Below are 21,029 nucleotides of genomic sequence, written 5' to 3' on the forward strand. Positions count from 1 at the left end.
CAGGACTGAGGACGGGCCCAGGAGGCTCCGGACGGACGAGGACGACCGATGGCACGGACACCACGCGCAGGACGGGCCTGCGGCGTCGCCGTCGGCCTGGTGGTCGGGATCGCCCTCGGGGCCCTCGGCGGCTGGGGGATCGCCAGTGCGGTCGGCGTGCGTCCCGCGGCATCGGCGACGCCGCCCACGGCGACCGCGACCGCGACGGCGACCGTCCGCCCGACACCCGCGCCCGTCTCGACGGCCGGCATCCCCGCGGCCGAGGCACCCGGCAGCACCCGGGCTCCGGCCGACCTGGACCTGGCCACCACGTGGACGCCGCCGACCGACCAGCCCGCGCAGGGTCGGCTGCTCCGGGTGACGATCCCGGCGACGACCTCGCACTTCGTCGCCCGGCAGGCCCTGCTCTACCTGCCGCCGGCCGCACTCACCCCGGACCCGCCGTTCCTGCCGGTGGACGTGCTGCTGTCCGGACAGTCGCGGGGTGCGGGCCCGGACGACGTGCAGAACGCCGGCCGCATCGAGCAGACGATGGACGCCCTCGCGACCGTCGACCGCGGGCTCACGCCGATCGTCGTCGTGCCCGACCAGCTCGGCCCGCAGTCCGCCAACCCGATGTGCGTCGACGGCCGGCTCGGCAACAGCCGCACCTACCTCACCGACGACGTCCCGGCGTGGGTCACGAGCCACCTCAAGGTGCAGACCGCGGCGTCGGCCTGGACCATCGGCGGGTTCTCACAGGGCGGCACCTGCGCGATCCAGCTCGGGGCCGGCGACCCCGCCCGGTTCGGCAACCTCATCGACGTCTCGGGCGAACGTGGCCCCTCGCTCGGGACCGAGGCGAAGACCATCGCCGAGGGGTTCGCCGGCAACCGTGCCGCCTGGGCCGCGGCGCAACCCGCGGCGCTCCTCCGAGCCGGTGCACCGTTCCGGGCCACGAACGCCTTCTTCGCCGCCGGAGCCCTGGACGCCGCCTACGGACCGGTGATGCCGGTGATGGCGCAGGCCGCGCGGGCCGCGGGCATGCACGTCACCACCTGGGCCGTGCCCGGCGGCCGCCACAACTGGACCACCGCCCGAGCGGCACTCGCCGCGGGACTCGACTGGCTGCAGCCGCGGCTCGGGCTCGCGCCGTCCGGGACCTGATCACCCGGCGGGCTGCTGCTGGGTGATGCAGTGCAGCCCGCCGCCGCGGGCGAAGACCTCGCGGGCGTCCACCGTGCGGACCTCGCGCCCCGGGTACACCTCGGCGAGGATCCCGCGAGCCCGGTCGTCCGCCACCGGTTCCCCGAACCCGCAGGCGATGACGGCGCCGTTCACCACGACGTGGTTGACGTAGTTCCAGTCCACCGGGCCGTCGCCGTCGGTCAGCGTCGCCGGGGCCGGCAGCTCGACGACCGTCCGGTCCGTGGCCTCCTCGACGGCGCGGCGGATGATCGGCATCACGAGGTGGTCCGGGTGGCCCGGGTCCGGCTGCGCGTGCAGCAGGAGCGTGTCGGTCCCCACACCGGCGAAGGTGGCGACCATGTCGACGTGCCCGCGCGTGCCGAGGCCGTCGTAGTCGCGGGTCAGACCGCGGGGCAGCCACACCACGTCGGTGGCGCCGATCGTGCGGGCGAGCTCCTCCTCGACGCGGGCGTGGTCGGCGTACGGGTTGCGCCGGGGGTCCAGCTGCACCGTCTCCGTGACGAGCACGGTGCCCCGGCCGTCGACGTGGATCGCCCCGCCCTCGTTCACGAGCAGCGACGGGATCCGTCGCACCCCGGCGGCCTGTGCGACGGTCGCCGCGATCGCGGCGTCGCGGGTCCACGTCGACCACGCGTTCGCCCCCCAGCCGTTGAACACCCAGTCCACGGCACCGCGCTCGCCGGTCGCGTCGTCGACCACGAAGGTCGGGCCGATGTCGCGCATCCAGAAGTCGTCGAGCGGGGCCTCGAGGACGTCGACCGCCCCCGCGAGCATGCGGTCGGCGTCCGCACGGGCCACCGGGTCGACGACGACGGTCACCGGCTGGTACTCGCTGATGGTGTTCGCCGTCGTGGCCCACGCGACCCGGGCCGCCTCGGCGCTCACCGGGTCGTCGCCGAGGGTCGCGCCCGGGCGCGGGAACGCCATCCAGGTCCGTTCCTGCGGTGCCGTCTCCGCCGGCATCCGCCAGGTCACGACCGCACCGCCAAGGAGGCACGGATCGCCTCGCGCGCGCCGTGGCCGTCGCGGACGGGGTCGACCTCCTGCACCAGGCCGCCGTACAGGTCGGGTCGCCGGGTCAGGTAGAAGGGGAAGAGCCGGAGCCACTCGACGCGGGCGTCGAGGTCGAGGTCCGCGACGAGCACCGCGTCGGCGTCCCGCGGTGCCTCGACGAGCACGCGGCAGAACGGGTCCGAGATGAACGAGGAACCGTAGAAGGTGATGTCGCCCTCGTCGCCCCAGCGGTTCGGCACGACCATGAACTGCCCGGCCGTGATGCCGTTCGCCACGATCACCTGCCGCCAGATCGGCGCGGTGTCGAACGCCGGGAAGGTCGGTTCGGAGCCGATGGCCGTCGGGTACGCCAGCACCTCCGACCCGGCGAGCCCGTAGGACCGCGCGACCTCGGGGAACCACTCGTCCCAGCACGTCGGCAGGCCGAGCCGGAGGCCCGCGGCGTCGTGGACGGGGAACGGGTCGGCGTCCGCGCCCGGGCGGAAGTACGTGTCCTCGTAGTACCCGGCGCTGATCGGGATGTGCGTCTTGCGGGTCCGGCCGACCAGGGTGCCGTCGGGCGCGACGAGGATCGCGGTGTTGTACCCGCGCGGGTCCTCCGGTCGGTCGTCCTCGGCGGGGCGCTCGTACAGCGAGGCGTGCACGAACAATCCGTGCTCCGCTGCCTGCTGCCGGGCGAAGGTGATCGTGGGGCCGTCGACGAGGGACTCGGCGTGGTCCTTCGGGACGCCGTCCGCGGGGGTGTCGCCGGGGTAGCGCGAGAGGGTGAGCTCCTGGAGGAAGACCGCGGTGGCACCCGCGGCCGCGGCGCCGGCGATGCCGTCGGACAGCCGGCGCTGGTGCGCGACGGGGTCCTCGAGCCAGCGGGCCTGCACGAGGGCGACCCGTGCGGACCGCCGGGGTGCGTCGGTGTCCTCGCGCAGGGGTGATGGTTGCGGCGTGCCGGTGATGACGTCCATGTCGCCATTGTTGATCACATGATCAACTCACGCAAGACCCGTTGTTCGGCGGAATATCAGTATGCTGGCGATGGGTCCGTGTCGTTGCCGGGGCAGGGCTCGGACAAGGGTGAAGCCCACCACTGGGCAAACAGTGATGGGCTTCGGTTTGTCCTCCGAGTGGAGAACGAGGGACGCAATGGGTCCCGAGCCTGAAACTCGGAACCAGTGTAACCTGATCACCCGGTTTTCGGTCGGACGACACCCGCTTCTGCGGCCGGGCTCAGGAGTTGTCGATCACCCGGACGTAATCGACCCGCATCTGCTGCGGGAACTGCGTCGAGCCGTCCGGGGACCCCGGCCAGTTGCCGCCGACGGCCACGTTCAACACGATGAAGAACGGCTTGTCGAAGACCCACGGGTTGCCGTTCGTGTCCGCCGGGGTGACGGTCTTGTACGCGACCCCGTCGACCGACCAGGTGATCGAGCCGGGCTTCCAGTCGACCGCGAACGTGTGGAAGGTGTCCGCGAACGACCAGCCCTGCGGGTGCTGGTACCCCGCCGTGATGCCCTGTCCGCCGGAGTACCCGGGACCGTGGACGGTGCCGTGCACGGTCGCCGGCTCGTACCCGACGTTCTCCATGACGTCGACCTCGCCGGAGCCGGGCCAGCCGACCTGCGGGAGATCGGCCCCGAGCATCCAGAATGCGGGCCAGATGCCCTGCCCGCGCGGGATCTGGATGCGTGCCTCGACCCGGCCGTACTGCGGCGTGTACTTGCCCTGCGTCGACAGTCGTGCGCTGGTGTACGAGCCGTCGGCTTCCCGCTTCGCGGTGATGACGAGGTTGCCCTGGCCGTCGAGCGCCGAGTTGTCGCGCGAGTCGGTGTAGGTCTCGAGCTCGTTGTTGCCCCAGCCACCGCCTCCGGTCTCGTTGGTCCAGACCGAGCGGTCGGGTGCGCTCCCTGCCGCGCCGTCGAAGTCCTGCGACCAGATCACGTCGCCGGCGGCGGCGTTCGCGGCGGCGCCCGTGGTGAGCGTCGGCGTGACGGCGAGCGCGACCGCGGCCGCCCCGGCGATCAGGAGGACGCCGGCTCGTTGCTTCCGGTTGGTGGTCATCGTCGTTCCTCTCAGTTGTAGGACGCCAGGCGGTTCGGTGCGGTGTTGCCCGCTGGTGTCGGGACGGCTCCGCCGACGCCGTTGACGACGCTCGAGATGGTCCCGGTGTCGCCGAGGGACACCGTGACGAGGCCGTGCGCCCGGACGCCGGACGTCTGCGGGACCTCGAACGCGCGGTCGGCGTGCACGGCGGGGTTCGTGTTGAAGAAGCAGTAGACGCCACCACCCCAGATCTCGTGGTTCGTCACACCCGAGGCGACCTTGTAGGCCGCGTACCCGGCGCCGGTCGGGCTCTGCCACGACGCGTTGTCCGGCACGTCGTACGGCATCTCGTTCTGGAAGAAGATCGTCCTGCCGCGGTTGCCGTTCCAGAGCACTTCGTACCGCTGGTAGTGCTCGACGAACAGGCCGGTCGCGAGCACGTCGTCACCGTTCACCTCGACCCCGGTGGCGCCGGTGTTGACCGTCCACCCCGTGGCCGCGCCGCCGTGGTCGGCCCGCCAGGCCCAGATGTGGTCGACGAGCGTGTCGTCGGCGTTCACCTGCAGGGTCGTCGACGCCTTGCCCTGGATGCTGGAGCCGACGCGGAAGAACACGTCCTGGATGCTCTGCGGATCGGCGGCGTGGTCGACGTGCGAGCCGCTGGTCCCGAGTCTCACGAGCTGCGCGCTGTTCTGCGTGCCCGCGTCGACGACGAGGTTCGAGACGTTCACCCCGGAGACGTCGGAGCTGGTGAGCACCGCGTTGCCGGCGGTCGGCACCAGCGTCGGGAAGCCGATGCCCGTGACGACGGTGTCCGGGCGCGTGACGTTCAGCGCGGCGTTCAACTGGTAGGTGCCCGGCGTGAAGAACAGGTTCAGCCCCTGCGCGAGCGCGTTGTTGATCGTCGCAGCCGAGTCCCCGGGGTGCGCGACGTAGAAGTTGCGCATCGGGATGTCGGTGCCGCCGGTGTTCGGCCAGGTGACACCGCTCGAGTTCTGCCGGAGCGACGGCACGTACACGTGGTACTTGTTCGACGAGTCGACGTACAGGTACGGCTTCTCGCGGGTGGTCGGGGTCGTCGACAGGGTCGTGTAGCTCTTCGAGAAGTCGTTCGCCGGGGCACCCTGGACGCCCGAGAACGTCATGTTCCAGTTGCCGCCCTGCCAGGCGCCGATCGAGGAGTTCCGGGTGTACCACTGCTGCTGCGACCCGCTCGTGACCGTGCCGTCCACCTTGGAGTCGGCGATGTACCCGCCGGACGAGTAGCCCTGGCCGCCGTCCTGGTTCGACGGTCCCATGGTCAGGTTGCCCTTGATGTGGACGCGTCGCATCGGTGCGGCCTGGGACACCGCCCACCGGTCGGTGCCACCCTCCGGCACGATGGCGAGGTTCTCCACCGACCGCCAGAAGTTCTGCGTCGCGTTCTTCTCGTCGCCGGCGTTCCAGCCGGAGTCGACGTTGACGGCCCCGTTGATCGTGACGTCGTCCGGGTTCTTCCCGAGTCCCTGGAGCGCCGTGTAGAAGCCGAGGTTCGCCCAGACGCGGCCGTAGGTGCCGGGTTTGAACAGGAAGGCGTACCGCTGCGACCCGAACTGCGCCGTGGGGCTGCGGAGCTGACCGTTGAACGCCGCGTCCACGTCGGCCTGGATGGTCGACGCGGGCACCGAGGGGTCGTAGACCTTGACGTTGCTGCCGAAGTCCGGGGTGTCGCTCGTGGTGACCGCCTGGGCCGAGATCGTCGGGATCGTGGCACCCACGATCCCGAGGCTCACCGCCACCACGAGGAGCTTGCTCATCCGTCGTTGCATGATGCTCGATTCGTCGTCGTGCGGCGCCGTTGCCGCACGAGGACCGACGGTAGACCTGATCGCTCGCTCAGACAGTCGGCCGAACTGCCCACGGTCCCGTCCCCCGACAGGTGTTGTGTGGGGGCATGAGCGAACCCATCGTCACGCCGCTCGGCTTCTCGCACGTGCGGCTCACCGTCACCGACATCCGGCGGAGCAAGGCGTTCTACGAACAGCTGTTCGGCATGCCTCCCGGCAGCGACTTCAGCGACCAGATCGACGACCCGACGATCCACGACGACCCGTGGCGCACCTTCGGCGGCTGTTCGTTCACGTTCGGCGGACAGACCCTCGGGCTCCGGCCGGTGGCACCCGCTGACGACCGGTTCGACCCGGACCGCGTCGGTCTCGACCACGTCAGTTTCCGGGTCGCCTCCGTCGACGACCTGCACGCTGCCGCGGAGCGACTGGACGCCGCGGGCATCGAGCACGGCGAGGTCACGGACCTCCCGCCGTTCGGCCTCGTGATCCTGTCCGTCCAGGACCCGGACGACGTGAACCTGGAGTTCGCGGCGCCTCGGCCCTGACTGTCCGGTCGGCGCGTTCGTCCCCCGTGGCCCGAGCGGTCTCCACCGGACCGGGCGTTGTCTGGTCCCGTCGATCACGAGGAGGACACATGAGCAGGACCTGGTTCATCACCGGCGCGTCGAAGGGCTTCGGACGCGAGTGGGCGGAGGCCGCCCTGGAACGCGGGGACGCCGTCGCCGGCACGGCACGCAACCCCGACGACGTGCAGGCGCTCGTCGACCAGTACCCGGACACCTTCCTCGGCCTGCAGCTCGACGTCACCGACCGCGCGGCGGACTTCGCGGCCGTCCGACGAGCGGCCGAGCACTTCGGTTCGCTGGACGTCGTCGTGAACAACGCGGGCTACGGCCACTTCGGGATGGTCGAGGAGCTCACGGAGGACGAGGTCCGCGCCCAGCTCGAGACGAACCTGTTCGGCGCCCTCTGGGTGACCCAGGCCGCGCTGCCGATCATGCGCGAGCAGGGCTCCGGGCACATCGTCCAGGTCTCCAGCATCGGCGGCATCAGCGCGTTCCCGACCGTCGGCGCGTACCACGCGTCGAAGTGGGCGCTCGAGGGGCTCTCGCAGTCCCTCGCGCAGGAGGTCGCCGGCTTCGGGATCCACGTGACCCTGATCGAGCCCGGTGGGTTCTCGACCGACTGGTCCGGGCCGTCGTCGAAGAAGAGCGAGGCCGTCCCCGCCTACGACGAGGTCCGCGAAGCGGCGTCGAAGCGTCCGTCCGCCGCCGATCCGGGCAAGCCCGAGGCGACGCGGTCGGCGATCCTCCGGGTGGTCGACGCCGAGGAACCGCCGCTGCGGGTGTTCTTCGGCACGGCGCCGCTGGGCATCGCCGAGCGCGACTACGAGTCGCGTCTGGCGACCTGGCGCGCGTGGCAGCCGGTCTCCGAGGAGGCGCAGGGGTCCTGACGGGGACCGAAGCCGCGTCCCGGCGTCAGCGGAGGTCGGCCCCGACGACGGACAGGAGCTGCAGCCGCTCCGCGCTGACGCTGCCGGGTTCCGCCGTGTAGACGAGCAGGTTGTGCGATCCGTCCGGGTCCTGCAGCACCTGGCACTGCAGTTCGAGCAGGCCGACCTCCCGGTGCACGTACCGCTTGACGGCGCGGGGCCGGATGCCGACCTCGTGGCGGGCCCACACTGCTCGGAACTCCTCGGACTCCGCGAGCAGGCGGTCCGCGAGGTGGGCCGCCCGCGATCCGGGGCCGCGGCTCGCGAGCACGCCGCGCAGGCCGGAGGCGTACATCCGGGACAGGAACTCGTGGTCCTCGACGGGGTGCAGGTCGCGTGACGTTGGGTCCGAGAACCACCGGAAGCCGAGGCTCCGCGCGTCGCCGACCCGCTCGCGGGCGTCCCCGGTCAGGGCGGCCGCGAGCGGGGTCTGCTGCAGGGTCTCGCCCAGCTCGGTCACGACCTCGGCCGGGGTGTCGACGAGCCGGTCGAGGATGCGCATCATGCCGGGACCGACGTGGTCGCCGTCCGGTCCGTGGGGCGGGGGCTGGTGTCCGGCGAGCCGGAAGAGGTGGTCCCGCTCGTCGAGGGTGAGCCGGAGTCCCTGCGCGATGGACGCGAGCATCTGGTCCGACGGCTGCGGGCCGCGCTCCCGTTCCAGTCGCGCGTAGTAGTCGACGGACATGTTGCTGAGCAGCGCCGCCTCCTCACGCCGGAGCCCGCTCGTGCGGCGGCGCTGCCCCCGGGGGAGGCCGACGTCCTCGGGTTGCAGGGCCGTCCGGCGGCTGCGGAGGAAGTCCGCGAGGGACGCTCGGTCGATCATGCGCCCATCCTCTCCCGGTGCGGAGCCCGGAGCCACGGATCGTCGGGCCGTGGTTGCGCGGCCGATCCGACGGGACGATCGTCCTGGGTGCCCGGTCCGGGCCCCACCACGACGGAAGAGGCGACCCCATGGCACGGAACGAACGACTGACCATCCCGGACCTCGGCGGACGCCGGGTGCTGGTCACCGGGGCGAGCGACGGCATCGGACTCGAGATCGCCACCCGGTTCGCCGGCGCCGGCGCCGAGGTCGTCGTCCCGGTCCGGAACCGCACGAAGGGCGCGGCGGCCGTCGCCCGGATCACCGAGCGGCACCCGGGTGCCGCGGTGGTGCTCGAGGACCTCGACCTGTCGTCGCTGGCGTCCGTCGCGACGCTCGGCGATCGGCTGCGGTCGGACGGCACCCCGATCGACGTCGTCGTCGGCAACGCCGGCGTGATGAACCCGCCGGAGCGACAGACCACGCAGGACGGCTTCGAGCTCCAGTTCGGGACGAACCACCTCGGGCACGCCGCACTCGTCGGCGGCCTGCTCCCGCTGCTGCGTGCTGCCGGCGGGCGGGTCGTGATGCAGTCGAGCGTGGCGGCGCAGCGGGCGTCGATCCAGTGGGACGACCTGCAGTCCGAGCGGCGCTACGTCGTCTCGCGCGCGTACGCGCAGTCCAAGCTGGCTTGCGCGTTGTTCGCCCTCGAGCTCGGGCGCCGGAGCCGGGCGGCCGGCTGGGGGATCACGAGCGCGGTGAGCCACCCGGGCGTCGCCCCGACGAGCCTGCTCGCGGCACGACCGGAGATCGGCCGGACCGGTGACACGGTGTCCGTCCGGCTCATCCGGTGGCTGGCGGCGCGGGGTCTGCTCGTCGGGACCCCGGCCTCGGCGGCGGAACCAGCCCTGCTCGCGGCGACCGACGCCGCCCTCGACGGTGCGTTCGTCGGTCCGACCGGCCCCGGTCAGCTCGGCGGGCCGGCCGGTCGGCGCTCGCCGTGGGCGCCGCTGCTCCGGGACGCGGACGCCGCACGGCTCTGGGACGTGTCCGAGGCACTCGTCGGCCGCCCGGTCAGCTGATGATGTTCACCGCGCGGGAGATCACGAGCGCCAGCAGGATGAACCCGCCGATCGACTGGTAGGCCATGATCATCTTCGCGCGGACGGTCATCGGCATCGTGTCCGTCGGGCTGAACGCCATCATGTTCGTCAGCGCGACGTAGAGGTAGTCGAGGTACACCGGACGCCAGGCAGCCGACTTCGGGTCGGTCTCCTGGGGGAACAGGAAGTCCGCCTGGTCGGTGACCCACAGGCCGGGCTGCCGTCGGGCCACGGGGCCGCCGCGGTCGAGCTCCCAGTAGACGAGGCCGAACGCGATGATGCTGCTCACCCAGACCTGCAGCGCCGTGAGCAGGACCGCACCGCCGTCGGGGTGTCCGTGCAGGAGCTCGTCGATCGTCCGAACGACGGTGAGCTGGTTCGCGACGGTCAGCAGGACGGCCAGGCCGGTGGACAGCCACCGGGACCAGGTGGTCTCGCGGGTCAGCCGCCGCGGGTTGAACACGACGAGCGGGGTGAGGAGCAGGACCCCGAGGAGCGGGACCACCCAGGACGGGAAGAACAGGACCTGGTCGGGCAGGAACAGGCTGAGCGCGAGGTTCACGAGCACGGCGACCGCGACCGGTCCGCGGTGCTCGTGCCGGGGTGTGGTCGGTGTCGTCGTGCTCACGATCGCCAGTGTGGCACCGCCCGGTCGTCCTCGACTCCGAAGGGCACCCTCGCGAGCGCACCCTCGCGAGCACGAACCGGCCGTCACCCGCTCGGAGGACCCAGGATCGACCGCTCGTCGCACGAGGTGGCACCCCGCGGGGGACGACCGGACGTCGCCGGCTGCCCAGGCTGGTGGCATGTCCGAACGCAACCACCGCACCGCCCGTCTCCTGGCCGCCGTCGTCGTGGCCGGCTCCGTCGCCGCACTCGCGACCGGCTGCAGCTTCGTCCAACGGCAGACCGGCGATGCCTGGTCCGTCACGTACGAGGTGCAGGTCGACGCCCCGACCGGTTCGACGCTGTCCGACGTCCGCGCCGAGGGCGCCGAGCGGCGCGGCGACGCCCCCGAGGTGCACCGACTGGGGACCCAGGACACCGACGCGGCCGACGGCGACGGGTCGCGCTGGCGACACGACACGGTCGTCCTCGCCGAACAGCACGCCTCGGTCCGGGCGACCCCGCCGGCGGGCGCGACGGCGACGTGCCGGATCCTGCTCGACGCCGAGCGTGTGATCGCCACGGAGACCGCGGCCGCGGGGGAGCCCGTGACGTGTTCGGCCGACACCCCCGCGTTCGACTGACGTCAGCGGTCGACGGGTGCGGCGAGTGAGTCCGCGTCGACCTCGGTCCCGAGCAGCCGCCCGGCCGCCCGCAACCCGGAACGCAGCGCGCCGTGCACGGTCGCGGGGTCGTCCCCCCAGGTGGCCTCGCCGGCGAGCTGCACCCGACCCGACGGTGTCCCGAGCCGGTCGTGGTCGTCCGGCGACGCCCCGACGTGCAGGTACGAGTACGACCCCCGCGCGAACGGGTCCGCCGCCCAGCGGGTGATCCGGACCGCGTCGGGCTCCGGGACCGCGGACCCGAACATCCGCCGCAGCGCGGTCACCGCCTCGTCGACGACCAGGGCGTCCGGCAGGGTCTCGATCCGTCGGGCGCCGGCACCGCCCACGAGCGCCGCGAGCACCGGCTCGCCCGTCACGCGGGACATGTCGTACCAGGAGTGCCAGTCGACCCCGGCGGAGCCCTGCTGCCGCACCACCCAGTCGTCGCCCCAGAACCGTTCGGGGAACCGCAGGAACACCTTGTCGTAGACGCCCATGCCGAGACGACCCATCGCGTCGACCACCTCGGGGTCGAGCGGTGGCTCGAACGTGATCGCGCCGGCCTGCAACACACCGAGCGGCGCGGTGACGACGACGTGCGCCGCGGACACCGACGACCCGTCGGTCAGCTCGACCGTGACCGACGAGCCGGAGGAGGTCACGGTCCGCACCACCGCGGACGTCCGGACGTCGAGCCCGGACGCCAACGCGTGCGCGTACTGCGCGTATCCGCCCGGGAACACCACCTCGTCCCCGGCGACGTGCTCGTCGTCGAGCCCGTGCGCGTCGAGCAGCGTGATCGGCGCGCCGCAGAGGTCCTCGGACCGGTGTGCGGCGTACTCCCGGACGCGGGCGGCGCGGTCGCCCTCCCACCGGAGCGTGCGCAGCGCGGTGTCCACCGCCACGGCGTGGGTCGCCGGTGGCGGTGCGGCGGCGACGACGTCGAGCAGGGCCGCGTCGACCGTGTGCAGGTCCGCGACGAACGCCGCGGCCGCAGCGGGTGACAGCCGTGCGCCGGAGGGTCCGTGCCAAGCGATCGGGCGGCCGTCGAACTGGAAGCTGCCGACGGTGAACTCGACGGTCTCGATCCCGAACGACGACGCCAACGACCACAGCGGGTTGCCGTCGATGCCGTGGATCCACGACGCCCCGAGGTCGACCGGCACGCCGAGCTCACTGTCCGTCCAGGTGCGGCCGCCGATGCGGTCGCGGGCCTCGAGCACGACGACCCGCTGCCCGCCGAGCGCGAGCGCCCGGGCAGCGGCGAGTCCGGCGACCCCGGCCCCCACCACGACGACGTCGACGTCCATCAGTGTCCTCCTGTCAACGGTGCCATCAGCCGGGCGGCCAGGCTCGGACGTCCGGTGAGGGCTTCTTCGCGGTCGGCCAGGCCGGTGGCCACGAGTCCGGCGTTCGCCCCGAGGAACCGGAGCGGCTCCGGCTCCCAGTCCGGTGAGCGGTGGTTCACCCAGGGCAGGGCGGTGAGCGGCGTGGACTCCCCGCGCACCAGGTCGGCGAGCGTCCGGCCCGCGAGGTTCGTCGTCGAGAGCCCGTCGCCGACGTAGCCGCCGGCGGTCCCGACCTGTCCGTCCCAGGTGACGGAGGCGCACCAGTCCCGCGGGACCCCGAGCGGGCCACCCCAGGTGTGCGTGACCGGGGCGTCGGCGACGGCGGGGAACAGTTCCACCAGAGCCTTCCGCAGGTGCTCGAACACCCGCGGCACCCGGTCGTACCCGGGGGTGATCGCGGACCCCCAGTGGTAGCGCGCGCCGCGTCCGCCGAACGCGAGCCGGTCGTCGGCCGTCCGCTGTCCGTAGACGAGCAGGTGCCGGTGGTCGGAGAACGTCTGCCCGTGCTCCAGGCCGATCCGGTCCCACACGGCGGCGGGCAGCGGAGCGGTCGCGATCATCAGCGAGTACAGCGGCAGGATCCGTCGCTTCGTCTGCGCCAGCTGCGCGCCGTAGCCCTCGACCGCGATCACCACGGCACCGGCCGAGACGGTCCCGCGGGAGGTGACCACCCGCCCGGGAACCCACGACGTGGCGGACGTGTGCTCCGCGATCCGGACGCCCCGTGCTTCCAGGGCGGCCGCCAGGCCACGCACCAGTGCTGCGGGCTGGACCCGCGCGCAGTCCGGGGTCCACACGACGCCGGCCGTCCCGGCGGCGTCGCCGGGGCGGGCGTCGCGGTACGTCATGGCATCGCCCCACGCGGTGGCGGACGCGACCTCGTCGCGGGCTGCCCGCTCCTGCACGGCGGACCGTGCGTAGAGGACGGTGCCGCCCTTGACGAAGTCGCAGTCGACGTCGGCCTCCGCCGTCGCGCGGCCGACCTCGTCGACCGTGTCGCGCATGGCCGCGCGCAGTGCGAGCGCCGCGTCGCGCCCGTGCTCCGCGGCGATCGACGCGGCGGAGCGCGGGAACAGGGCCGAGCACCAGCCCCCGTTGCGACCGGACGCACCGAAACCGGCGATCTCGCGTTCCACGACGACGATCTGGAGGCGCGGGTCGGCCTGGTGCAGGTACCACGCGGTCCAGAGACCCGTCAGCCCACCGCCGACGATGCAGACGTCCGCCGTGGTGTCGCCGTCGAGCGGCGGCCGGGGCGTCAGGTCGTCGCGTCCGGTGGAGACGAGCTGGTCGAGCCAGAACGAGACGTCCCGGTAGCCGCTCACGGTCAGATCTTCGAGGCGGCCTCGGACAGCACGCTCCGGAGGATCGAGGTGATCTCGCGGAACTCCGGCTGCCCGATGGTCAGCGGCGGTGCGAGCTGCACGACGGGGTCGCCGCGGTCGTCGGCACGGCAGTACAGCCCGGCGTCGAACAGCGCCTTCGACAGGAACCCGCGCAGCAGCCGCTCCGACTCGTCGGCGTCGAAGGTGGTCTTCGTGGCCTTGTCCTTGACGAGCTCGATGCCGTAGAAGTACCCGTCGCCGCGGACGTCGCCGACGATCGGCAGGTCGCGCAGCGTGTCCAGCTCGGCCTTGAAGAGCGGGGCGTTCTGCTGCACGTTCTGGAGCAGGCCCTCCTCCTCGAAGATGTCGAGGTTCTCCATCGCGACGGCGGCGGAGACGGGGTGCCCGCCGAACGTGTACCCGTGGTAGAAGGTCGTGTCGCCGTGGGAGAACGGCTCGAACAGCTTGTCGCTGATGATCGTGGCGCCGATGGGGGAGTACCCGGAGGTCATCGCCTTCGCGCAGGTGATCATGTCGGGCACGAAGCCGTACGTGTCGCAGGCGAACATCGTGCCGATGCGGCCGAACGCGCAGATGACCTCGTCCGACACGAGCAGCACGTCGTACTCGTCGCAGATCTCGCGGACCCGTTGGAAGTACCCGGGCGGCGGGGTGAAGCAGCCGCCGGAGTTCTGGACCGGCTCGAGGAAGACCGCGGCGACGGTGTCGGGGCCCTCGAACTCGATCATCTCGCGGATGCGCTCGGCCGCCCAGAAGCCGAACTCCTCCTCGGTGCCACCCGGGAAGCCCATCTCCTCGGCGCGGTAGTAGTTCGTGTTCGGCACCCGGAAGCCACCGGGCGTGAGGGGCTCGAACATCTGCTTCATCGCCGGGATGCCGGTGATCGCCAGCGCGCCCTGCGGGGTGCCGTGGTAGGCGACCGCGCGGGAGATCACCTTGTGCTTCATCGGCTTGCCGCGGAGCTTCCAGTAGTACTTCGCGAGCTTGAACGCGGTCTCGACGGCCTCGCCGCCGCCGGTCGAGAAGAACACCTTGTTGAGGTCGCCCGGGGCGTGGTCGGCCAGCCGGTCGGCGAGCTCGATCGCCGCGGGGTGCGCGTACGACCAGATCGGGAAGAAGCTGAGCGTCTCCGCCTGCTTCGCCGCCATCTCGGCGAGGCGCTTCCGCCCGTGGCCCGCGGCGACGACGAACAGGCCGGAGAGCCCGTCGATGTAGCCCTTGCCGTGGCTGTCGTAGACGTGGTGTCCCTCGCCGCGGACCATGATCGGGACCTCGGCACCCGCCTGGTTCGCGCCGTGCCGGGCGAAGTGCATCCAGAGGTGGTCGCGGGACTTGCGCTGCAGGTCCTCGTTGTCGACCGGTGCGAACGGGTCGTAGGAGCCGAGTCGCGTGGGCTGTTCGGAGATGGTCATCGCGTTCCCCAGTCGTAGAGCTGTTTGCGGAGTTGCAGGTAGACGAAGGTCTCGGTGGCGGTCACGCCCGGGATGGCGCGGATCGTGCCGTTGAGCAGTTCGATGAGGCCGTCGTCGTCCTCGCAGACGACCTCCACCATGAGGTCGAAGCTGCCGGCGGTCATCACGAGGTAGTCGACCGCCGGCAGCTGTTCGAGGGCATCGGCGACGGTTCGGGTGTCGCCGTTGACCCGGATGCCGATCATCGCCTGCCGGTGGAACCCGAGCTGCATCGGGTCGGTGACCGCGACGATCTGCATGACGCCGGTCTCGGTCAGCTTCTGCACGCGCTGCCGGACCGCCGCCTCGCTGAGACCGACTGCCTTGCCGATCTCGCCGTACGGGCGACGACCGTCCGCCTGGAGTTGTTCGATGATCCGCTTCGAGATGTCGTCGATCGGTCCCGGACGTCGTGGTGCTGCCGCCATGCCGGACAGCATGGCAGCCAGATCGACGACAATGCAAGGGATTCAGTTGTGAACACCGTGTTTCACGACGATTTCCGTTGTTACAAGTCTTCCGAACCACGTTTTTCCGTGCCAGTATCGCGGCCATGCCGGACACCGTGCAGAACTTCGTCGCAGGAGCGTCCGTCGCGTCCCGCGGCGACGCTGGATTCGACCTCGTCGACCCGACCGACGAACACGTCTACGGCACGTCCCCCGTGTCGACCGCCGCCGACGTGGACGCAGCCTTCACCGCGGCGAGCACCGCGTTCGAGACCTGGCGTCGCACGACGCCGGGGGAACGCCAGCTGGCCCTCTTCCGGATCGCCGACGCGATGGAAGCCCGCGCGGACGAGTTCGCCGACCTCGAGTCGCTCGACACCGGGAAGCCCCGCGCCACGCTCGTCGAGGACGAGATCATGCTCTCCGTCGACCAGATCCGCTTCTTCGCGGGGGCCGCCAGGAACCTCGAGGGCCGCAGCGCCGGCGAGTACCTGGCCGACCACACCTCGTTCGTCCGCCGCGAGCCGATCGGCGTCGTCGCACAGGTCACCCCGTGGAACTACCCGCTCAACATGGCGGTGTGGAAGGTCGCACCGGCGCTCGCCGCGGGCAACACCACCGTCCTGAAGCCGAGCGACACGACGCCGCTGTCGACCCTGCTGCTCGCCGAGGTCGCCGCCGAGTTCCTGCCGCCGGGCGTCCTCAACGTCGTCGTCGGGGACCGCACCACGGGTGCCGCGATGATCGACCACCCCACCCCGCAGCTGGTGTCGATCACCGGGTCCGTCCGCGCCGGCACGGAGGTCGCCCGCGCCGCCGCCGGGGACCTCAAGCGCACGCACCTGGAGCTCGGCGGCAAGGCCCCGGTGATCGTGTTCGACGACGCGGACATCGCCGCCGCAGTCACGGGCATCGTCGCCGCCGGGTTCTTCAACGCCGGGCAGGACTGCACCGCCGCCACCCGGCTCCTGGTGCAGGAGGGCATCCACGACGAGTTCGTGGCGGCGCTCGCCGAGGAAGCCCGGTCGAACGCGCAGACCGGCGCCGACTCGGCCACCCCGTTCTTCGGCCCCGTCAACAACGCGGCCCAGCTGGCCCAGGTCCGGTCCTTCGTCGACACGCTCCCCGACCACGCCACGATCGAGCTCGGCGGCGGGCGGCAGGGCGACGTCGGCTACTTCCACCAGGCGACGATCGTCTCGGGCCTCCGGCAGGACGACCGGATCGTGCAGCAGGAGGTCTTCGGACCCGTGCAGACCGTGCAGTGCTTCGCCACGGAAGCCGAGGCGCTCCGCAACGCGAACAGCGTCGAGTACGGGCTGGCGAGCTCGGTGTGGACGACCGACCACGCCCGGGCGATGCGCTTCGCCCGGGACCTCGACTTCGGCTGCGTGTGGATCAACACGCACATCCCGATCGTCGCCGAGATGCCGCACGGCGGCTTCAAGCACAGCGGCTACGGCAAGGACCTCTCCCAGTACGGCTTCGACGACTACACCCGCATCAAGCACGTCATGTCCTACATCGGCTGAACCCGACCCCTCCTGGAGGCACCATGGCAATGACCGGCACCTTCGCCGAATCGGGAGCCGATCTCCGGCTCGACCAGATCACCAAGTCCTTCCCCGGGCACACCGCGGTCGACGCGCTGGACCTGACCGTCCCGGCCGGGTCGTTCTTCGCGCTGCTCGGGCCCTCCGGGTGCGGCAAGACCACCACCCTGCGGCTCGTCGCCGGCCTGGAGGAACCCACGAGCGGCACGATCACGATCGGCGGCCGCGACGTCACCGACACCAAGCCGTACCAGCGGCCGGTCAACACGGTGTTCCAGAACTACGCGCTCTTCCCGCACATGAGCGTGCTCGACAACGTCGCCTTCGGCCTGAAGCGCCGGAAGATCCCGGACCCGATGACGAAGGCGACGGAGGCGCTCCGGCTCGTCGAGCTCGAGGGCTCGGCGTCGAAGCGGCCCGCCCAGCTCTCCGGCGGCATGCAGCAACGCGTCGCCCTCGCCCGGGCGATCGTGAACCGCCCGGCGCTCCTGCTGCTCGACGAACCGCTCGGCGCCCTCGACCTGAAGCTCCGACACCAGATGCAGCTCGAGCTGAAGACCATCCAGGCGGAGGTCGGGCTCACCTTCCTGCACGTCACCCACGACCAGGAAGAGGCGATGACGATGGCCGACACGGTCGCCGTCATGAACGGTGGCCGCATCGAGCAGATGGGCTCCCCGCAGGACCTGTACGAGCTGCCCCGCACCGCGTTCGTCGCGAACTTCCTCGGTCAGTCGAACCTGCTCGAGGGCGAGGTCCAGGGCACCGACAGCGAACTCCTCGTGGTCCGGACCGCCGCGGGCACGCTCGCCGTCCCGACGTCGCGGTCGGTCGCGACGTCGGGCCGCGTGGTCGTCGGCGTCCGTCCCGAGAAGCTCAAGATCCGCACCGCGGAGCCGTCGCAGGAGGTGGGCCGCAACATCCTCGGGCCGGGTCGCGTGGTGGACGTCTCGTTCTCCGGCGTCAGCACCCAGTACCTCGTCGACGTGCCCGGTGCCGGTCGCGTCTCGGTCTTCGCGCAGAACTCGAAGGGCGGGCCGCGGATCGCGACCGGAACCGAGGTCTGGCTGACGTGGGGCGTCGACCACGGGTTCGGCCTGGAGGCGCACCCCGCGTCCGACGCGACCGTCACCGCCGGAGCCGACCCGGGCCTCCAGGCCGCGCCCGCCACAGCAGGAGCGGTCGCGTGAGCAGCCGGCCCGACCTGGTGCGCGGACTGACGTCCGCCCGGGTGAGCCGACGCGGGTTCCTGGCCGGCGGCGGTGCCGCCGCCGTCGCGGCGCTGCTCGCCGGCTGCAGCATCAAGGGATCTGCCGCGTCGATGGGCCCCGCGGTCGACTGGACGGCGTTCTGGAAGGACGCGAAGCCGACCAAGGAGCTCAACTTCGCGAACTGGCCGCTCTACATCGACTCCGACCACGGCAAGTCCGAGTCGCTCGCGCTCTTCAAGCAGGAGACGGGGATCGCGGTCGACTACCAGGCGGTGATCCAGGACAACGCGACGTTCTACGCGACCGTCTCGCCGATCCTGCGGGCACAGGGCGCGACCGGCTACGACCTCGTCGTCATGACGAACGGGTACGAGCTCACCGAGATGATCAAGAACGGCTTCGTGTGCGAGCTCGACCACACGCGGTTGCCGAACTTCGCGAAGTACGCGTCCGACTCGGTGAAGAACCCGAACTACGACCCGGACAACAAGCACTCGGTCGTCTGGCAGACCGGTTTCACGGGACTCGCGTACAACCCGAAGTACACCGGGCGGAAGATCACGTCGTTCCAGGACCTCCTCGACCCGGCGTTCGCGGGCCGCATCGGGCTGATGAGCGACAACACCGAGCTCGGTTCGCTGGCGTTGCTCGCCCTCGGCATCGCCCCGGAGACGTCGACGCCGGCTGACTGGCGCAAGGCCCAGGCGTGGCTCCGGAAGCTCCGGCCGAGCGTCACCGGGTTCTACGACCAGAGCTACATCAACCGGCTCGAGAACGGCGACACCTGGATCACCCAGGCGTGGTCCGGCGACGTGTTCCAGGCCCAGCAGTCCGGGTTCCCGCACCTGGAGTTCGTCACGCCGGAGGAGGGGCAGATGACCTGGCACGACAACATGCTCATCCCGCGGCAGGCGTCCAACCCGGTGTCGGCGCTGTCCTGGATGGACTTCTACTACACGCCGAAGATCGCGGGGATCGTCGAGGACTACGTCAACTACGTGTGTCCCGTGCCCGGGGCCGAGGACTACGTCAGGAACGAGCTCGACGACGCCACGGTCGCGGACAGCCCACTGGTGTTCCCCGACGCCTCGGTCCTCGACGAGTCGCACGAGTTCCGGGTGTTCGAGAACTACGACGAGTACTCCGAGTGGAACGGCGTCTTCAACGCGGTGGTGCAGTCGTGACGGCGCTCGGGGTCGCCCCCGGGGTCGGTCTCGACCCGGCGCCGGTCCGTCGCGGGCGTCGTCGCAGCACGCCGTTCCTGCTCGCGCTCGTCGGGACCGCGTACCTCTGCGTGTTCTTCGTCATCCCGCTCGTGTCCGGGCTCGTCGTCTCGCTCATGTCGGGCAACCCGGACGACGGCTACACCTTCACGTGGAACTTCGGGATCTACTCGTCGCTCTTCGTCGACCCGCAGGTGCCGTACCTGACGTTCCTGCTGCGATCGCTCTGGTACGGCTTCGCTGCAACGCTGGTGACCATCATCGTCGGGTACCCGGTGGCGTACTTCATCGCGTTCCGGGTGTCCCCGCGGTGGAAGAACCCGCTGCTCATGCTCGTTTTCGTCAGCTTCCTGGTGTCGTTCATCATCCGCACCGACATGTGGGCGTTCGTGCTCGCGTCGCAGGGCCCCGTCGTCACGTTCCTGCAGGGGATCGGGGTCGCCGGCAAGGGCTTCCACATCCTCGGCACCGGCGGGGCGGTGATCTTCGGTGACGCGTACAACGACCTCGCCTTCATGGTGTTGCCGATCTACGCCGCGCTCGAACGCATCGACCCGCGGCTCGGCGAAGCCGCCAACGACCTGTACGCCGGCAAGGTCCGGGCGTTCTGGCACACCACGCTGCCACTGTCGCGCTCGGGCATCTTCGCCGGGGTGCTCCTCGTGTTCATCGACTGCGTGGGGGACCCGGTGAACTCCGCCCTGCTCGGCGGCACGAACACCTACACGATCGGGCAGGCGATCCAGGACGCCTACTCCGGCAACCAGCAGTACAACGTCGCCGCCGCACTGTCGACCGTGCTCATGGTCGTGCTCGGCATCATCCTGTTCATCTACGCCCGGGTCTCCGGCACCGACGACCTCGAGGACCTCGTATGACCGCCGTCGCACCACGTCACCACGGGGTGAACCGCCGCGGGCCGTGGCTCGCCATCGTGTACTGGGTGGTCATCGCGATCACCCTCGTGCCGATCGTCTACATGATCGTGTACTCGTTCAACGACGCCCCGACGAACCGGCTCTCGTTCGCCTGGAACGGGTTCACGACCTACTGGTACGCCAACCTCGTGAACGTGTCCGGACTGGGGCAGGCCTTCGTCACCTCGGTCGTCATCGCGTTCCTCGCCGCGCTCATCTCGGTCGCGATCGGCCTGCCGTTGGCCCTGGCGCTCGAGCGGTACCGGTTCCCCGGGCGCAGTGCCGTGAACGCCGTGGTCTTCGCGGACATCGCGGCGCCGTCGATCGTCGTCGGGTCGGCGTCGCTGTCGTTCTTCCTGTCGATCGGCCTCGGCACCGGGTTCCTGACGGTGCTCCTCACGCACGTGGCGTTCGACGTCGCGTACGTCGTCGTCGTGCTCCGGGCGCGGATCGCCGGGACGTCCCGAGCGCTCGAGGAAGCCGCCGGGGACCTCGGGGCCACACCGTTCCAGGCGTTCCGGCTCGTGACGCTGCCCCTGCTCGCGCCGGGCATGCTGGCCGCCGGGCTGCTGGCGTTGGCGATGTCGATCGACGACTACGTCATCACCTCGTTCGTCGCGGGGCCCTCGGTCACGTTCCCGCTGTTCGTGTACGGCGCCGCGAAGGCCGGGATGCCACCGCAGGTGCTGTGCTTCGGCACGCTGGTGTTCGCGGTGGGGCTGCTCGTGGCGCTGCTGAACGGGGCGCTGAACCGGCGTCTGACCCGGACCCGCGGCTGACGCTCAGCCGGACGA

General features: G+C 71.2%; 20 protein-coding genes. 10 read left to right on the forward strand and 10 right to left on the reverse strand.

Translation table 11 applies throughout. The annotated features are described in order from the left end of the window. Positions 1-48: 48 nt before the first annotated feature. Entirely contained in the window at positions 49-1,146 is a 1,098-nt protein-coding gene (locus ACRQ4B_RS03145) for an alpha/beta hydrolase (RefSeq protein ID WP_439693231.1), read from the forward strand. Here ACRQ4B_RS03145 and ACRQ4B_RS03150 read toward each other — a convergent pair whose 3' ends face one another. The 4 genes from ACRQ4B_RS03150 to ACRQ4B_RS03165 form a co-directional block, all read right to left on the reverse strand. After that, a complete protein-coding gene (locus ACRQ4B_RS03150; RefSeq protein WP_439693232.1) occupies positions 1,147-2,163 on the reverse strand; it encodes an agmatine deiminase family protein in 1,017 nt (338 codons plus the stop codon). It lies immediately after the preceding gene. Beyond that, entirely contained in the window at positions 2,160-3,161 is a 1,002-nt protein-coding gene (locus ACRQ4B_RS03155) for a nitrilase-related carbon-nitrogen hydrolase (protein WP_439693233.1), read from the reverse strand. The genes ACRQ4B_RS03150 and ACRQ4B_RS03155 overlap by 4 nt, the downstream gene beginning before the upstream one ends. Positions 3,162-3,423: 262 nt before the next feature. Beyond that, a complete protein-coding gene (locus ACRQ4B_RS03160) occupies positions 3,424-4,257 on the reverse strand; it encodes a glycoside hydrolase family 16 protein (protein ID WP_439693234.1) in 834 nt (277 codons plus the stop codon). An 11-nt stretch (positions 4,258-4,268) separates the two neighbouring features. Next, positions 4,269-6,035, reverse strand: coding sequence for a hypothetical protein (locus tag ACRQ4B_RS03165; RefSeq protein ID WP_439693235.1), 1,767 nt, complete (start codon positions 6,033-6,035; stop codon positions 4,269-4,271). A 137-nt stretch (positions 6,036-6,172) separates the two neighbouring features. On the opposite strand from ACRQ4B_RS03165, the gene ACRQ4B_RS03170 reads away from it, so the two are divergent. Next, positions 6,173-6,613: a VOC family protein gene (locus ACRQ4B_RS03170; RefSeq protein WP_439693236.1), complete on the forward strand. Its 441-nt coding sequence runs from the start codon at positions 6,173-6,175 to the stop codon at positions 6,611-6,613. A gap of 89 nt (positions 6,614-6,702) precedes the next feature. Beyond that, the gene (locus tag ACRQ4B_RS03175; RefSeq protein WP_439693237.1) at positions 6,703-7,521 is read left to right on the forward strand and encodes an SDR family oxidoreductase; all 819 of its coding nucleotides are present in this window, start codon (positions 6,703-6,705) and stop codon (positions 7,519-7,521) included. A 25-nt stretch (positions 7,522-7,546) separates the two neighbouring features. On the opposite strand, the gene ACRQ4B_RS03180 is transcribed toward ACRQ4B_RS03175, so the two are convergent. Beyond that, entirely contained in the window at positions 7,547-8,383 is an 837-nt protein-coding gene (locus ACRQ4B_RS03180) for a helix-turn-helix transcriptional regulator (RefSeq protein ID WP_439693238.1), read from the reverse strand. Between the two features lie 128 nt (positions 8,384-8,511). On the opposite strand from ACRQ4B_RS03180, the gene ACRQ4B_RS03185 reads away from it, so the two are divergent. Next, positions 8,512-9,444 (forward strand): SDR family oxidoreductase, encoded by a 933-nt coding sequence (locus ACRQ4B_RS03185; protein ID WP_439693239.1) that lies wholly within the window; start codon positions 8,512-8,514, stop codon positions 9,442-9,444. Here the strand turns inward: ACRQ4B_RS03185 and ACRQ4B_RS03190 are convergent. Next, the gene (locus tag ACRQ4B_RS03190; protein WP_439693240.1) at positions 9,437-10,093 is read right to left on the reverse strand and encodes a hypothetical protein; all 657 of its coding nucleotides are present in this window, start codon (positions 10,091-10,093) and stop codon (positions 9,437-9,439) included. The genes ACRQ4B_RS03185 and ACRQ4B_RS03190 overlap by 8 nt on opposite strands. A 178-nt stretch (positions 10,094-10,271) precedes the next feature. Between ACRQ4B_RS03190 and ACRQ4B_RS03195 the strand changes: the two genes are divergently transcribed. Then, positions 10,272-10,715, forward strand: coding sequence for a hypothetical protein (locus tag ACRQ4B_RS03195; RefSeq protein ID WP_439693241.1), 444 nt, complete (start codon positions 10,272-10,274; stop codon positions 10,713-10,715). 2 nt (positions 10,716-10,717) lie between these two features. Here the strand turns inward: ACRQ4B_RS03195 and ACRQ4B_RS03200 are convergent, their stop codons facing one another. Genes ACRQ4B_RS03200 through ACRQ4B_RS03215 form a run of 4 tightly spaced genes read right to left on the reverse strand, consistent with a single transcriptional unit; the run spans position 10,718 to position 15,322 of the window. Further along, complete coding sequence (locus tag ACRQ4B_RS03200; RefSeq protein ID WP_439693242.1) at positions 10,718-12,046, reverse strand: flavin monoamine oxidase family protein; 1,329 nt, start codon at positions 12,044-12,046, stop codon at positions 10,718-10,720. Next, on the reverse strand, positions 12,046-13,410 hold the full coding sequence (locus ACRQ4B_RS03205) for an NAD(P)/FAD-dependent oxidoreductase (RefSeq protein ID WP_439693243.1): 1,365 nt from the start codon (positions 13,408-13,410) through the stop codon (positions 12,046-12,048). Before ACRQ4B_RS03205 ends, ACRQ4B_RS03200 begins: the two co-directional genes overlap by 1 nt. Before the next feature lie 2 nt (positions 13,411-13,412). Then, positions 13,413-14,843, reverse strand: a complete 1,431-nt coding sequence (locus ACRQ4B_RS03210) for an aspartate aminotransferase family protein (RefSeq protein WP_439693244.1) — start codon at positions 14,841-14,843, stop codon at positions 13,413-13,415. Then, positions 14,840-15,322 (reverse strand): Lrp/AsnC family transcriptional regulator, encoded by a 483-nt coding sequence (locus tag ACRQ4B_RS03215; protein WP_439693245.1) that lies wholly within the window; start codon positions 15,320-15,322, stop codon positions 14,840-14,842. The genes ACRQ4B_RS03210 and ACRQ4B_RS03215 overlap by 4 nt, the downstream gene beginning before the upstream one ends. 113 nt (positions 15,323-15,435) lie before the next feature. On the opposite strand from ACRQ4B_RS03215, the gene ACRQ4B_RS03220 reads away from it, so the two are divergent. The 5 genes from ACRQ4B_RS03220 to ACRQ4B_RS03240 are packed head-to-tail and all read left to right on the forward strand — an operon-like array spanning position 15,436 to position 21,014. Then, positions 15,436-16,863: an aminobutyraldehyde dehydrogenase gene (locus ACRQ4B_RS03220; RefSeq protein ID WP_439693246.1), complete on the forward strand. Its 1,428-nt coding sequence runs from the start codon at positions 15,436-15,438 to the stop codon at positions 16,861-16,863. 29 nt (positions 16,864-16,892) lie between these two features. Then, entirely contained in the window at positions 16,893-18,074 is a 1,182-nt protein-coding gene (locus ACRQ4B_RS03225; RefSeq protein WP_439693247.1) for an ABC transporter ATP-binding protein, read from the forward strand. Next, on the forward strand, positions 18,071-19,279 hold the full coding sequence (locus tag ACRQ4B_RS03230) for a polyamine ABC transporter substrate-binding protein (protein ID WP_439693248.1): 1,209 nt from the start codon (positions 18,071-18,073) through the stop codon (positions 19,277-19,279). Before ACRQ4B_RS03225 ends, ACRQ4B_RS03230 begins: the two co-directional genes overlap by 4 nt. Then, positions 19,276-20,196 carry an ABC transporter permease gene (locus ACRQ4B_RS03235; protein ID WP_439693249.1) on the forward strand — a complete coding sequence of 307 codons (921 nt, stop codon included), beginning with the start codon at positions 19,276-19,278 and terminating at the stop codon, positions 20,194-20,196. The genes ACRQ4B_RS03230 and ACRQ4B_RS03235 overlap by 4 nt, the downstream gene beginning before the upstream one ends. After that, positions 20,193-21,014, forward strand: coding sequence for an ABC transporter permease (locus ACRQ4B_RS03240; RefSeq protein WP_439693250.1), 822 nt, complete (start codon positions 20,193-20,195; stop codon positions 21,012-21,014). The genes ACRQ4B_RS03235 and ACRQ4B_RS03240 overlap by 4 nt, the downstream gene beginning before the upstream one ends. Positions 21,015-21,029 lie beyond the last annotated feature (15 nt).

The organism is Curtobacterium sp. SP.BCo (genome assembly GCF_051903265.1).
In the GTDB taxonomy this organism is placed as follows: Bacteria; Actinomycetota; Actinomycetes; order Actinomycetales; family Microbacteriaceae; genus Curtobacterium.

Excerpts from the sequence above, each read along its gene's own strand:
- ACRQ4B_RS03145 (WP_439693231.1), top strand. The coding sequence starts at position 49 with ATGGCACGGACACCACGCGCAGGACGGGCCTGCGGCGTCGCCGTCGGC.
- ACRQ4B_RS03155 (WP_439693233.1), bottom strand. The coding sequence starts at position 3,161 with ATGGACGTCATCACCGGCACGCCGCAACCATCACCCCTGCGCGAGGAC.
- ACRQ4B_RS03160 (WP_439693234.1), bottom strand. The coding sequence starts at position 4,257 with ATGACCACCAACCGGAAGCAACGAGCCGGCGTCCTCCTGATCGCCGGG.
- ACRQ4B_RS03165 (WP_439693235.1), bottom strand. The coding sequence starts at position 6,035 with ATGAGCAAGCTCCTCGTGGTGGCGGTGAGCCTCGGGATCGTGGGTGCC.
- ACRQ4B_RS03170 (WP_439693236.1), top strand. The coding sequence starts at position 6,173 with ATGAGCGAACCCATCGTCACGCCGCTCGGCTTCTCGCACGTGCGGCTC.
- ACRQ4B_RS03175 (WP_439693237.1), top strand. The coding sequence starts at position 6,703 with ATGAGCAGGACCTGGTTCATCACCGGCGCGTCGAAGGGCTTCGGACGC.
- ACRQ4B_RS03180 (WP_439693238.1), bottom strand. The coding sequence starts at position 8,383 with ATGATCGACCGAGCGTCCCTCGCGGACTTCCTCCGCAGCCGCCGGACG.
- ACRQ4B_RS03185 (WP_439693239.1), top strand. The coding sequence starts at position 8,512 with ATGGCACGGAACGAACGACTGACCATCCCGGACCTCGGCGGACGCCGG.
- ACRQ4B_RS03195 (WP_439693241.1), top strand. The coding sequence starts at position 10,272 with ATGTCCGAACGCAACCACCGCACCGCCCGTCTCCTGGCCGCCGTCGTC.
- ACRQ4B_RS03200 (WP_439693242.1), bottom strand. The coding sequence starts at position 12,046 with ATGGACGTCGACGTCGTCGTGGTGGGGGCCGGGGTCGCCGGACTCGCC.
- ACRQ4B_RS03210 (WP_439693244.1), bottom strand. The coding sequence starts at position 14,843 with ATGACCATCTCCGAACAGCCCACGCGACTCGGCTCCTACGACCCGTTC.
- ACRQ4B_RS03215 (WP_439693245.1), bottom strand. The coding sequence starts at position 15,322 with ATGCTGTCCGGCATGGCGGCAGCACCACGACGTCCGGGACCGATCGAC.
- ACRQ4B_RS03220 (WP_439693246.1), top strand. The coding sequence starts at position 15,436 with ATGCCGGACACCGTGCAGAACTTCGTCGCAGGAGCGTCCGTCGCGTCC.
- ACRQ4B_RS03225 (WP_439693247.1), top strand. The coding sequence starts at position 16,893 with ATGACCGGCACCTTCGCCGAATCGGGAGCCGATCTCCGGCTCGACCAG.
- ACRQ4B_RS03240 (WP_439693250.1), top strand. The coding sequence starts at position 20,193 with ATGACCGCCGTCGCACCACGTCACCACGGGGTGAACCGCCGCGGGCCG.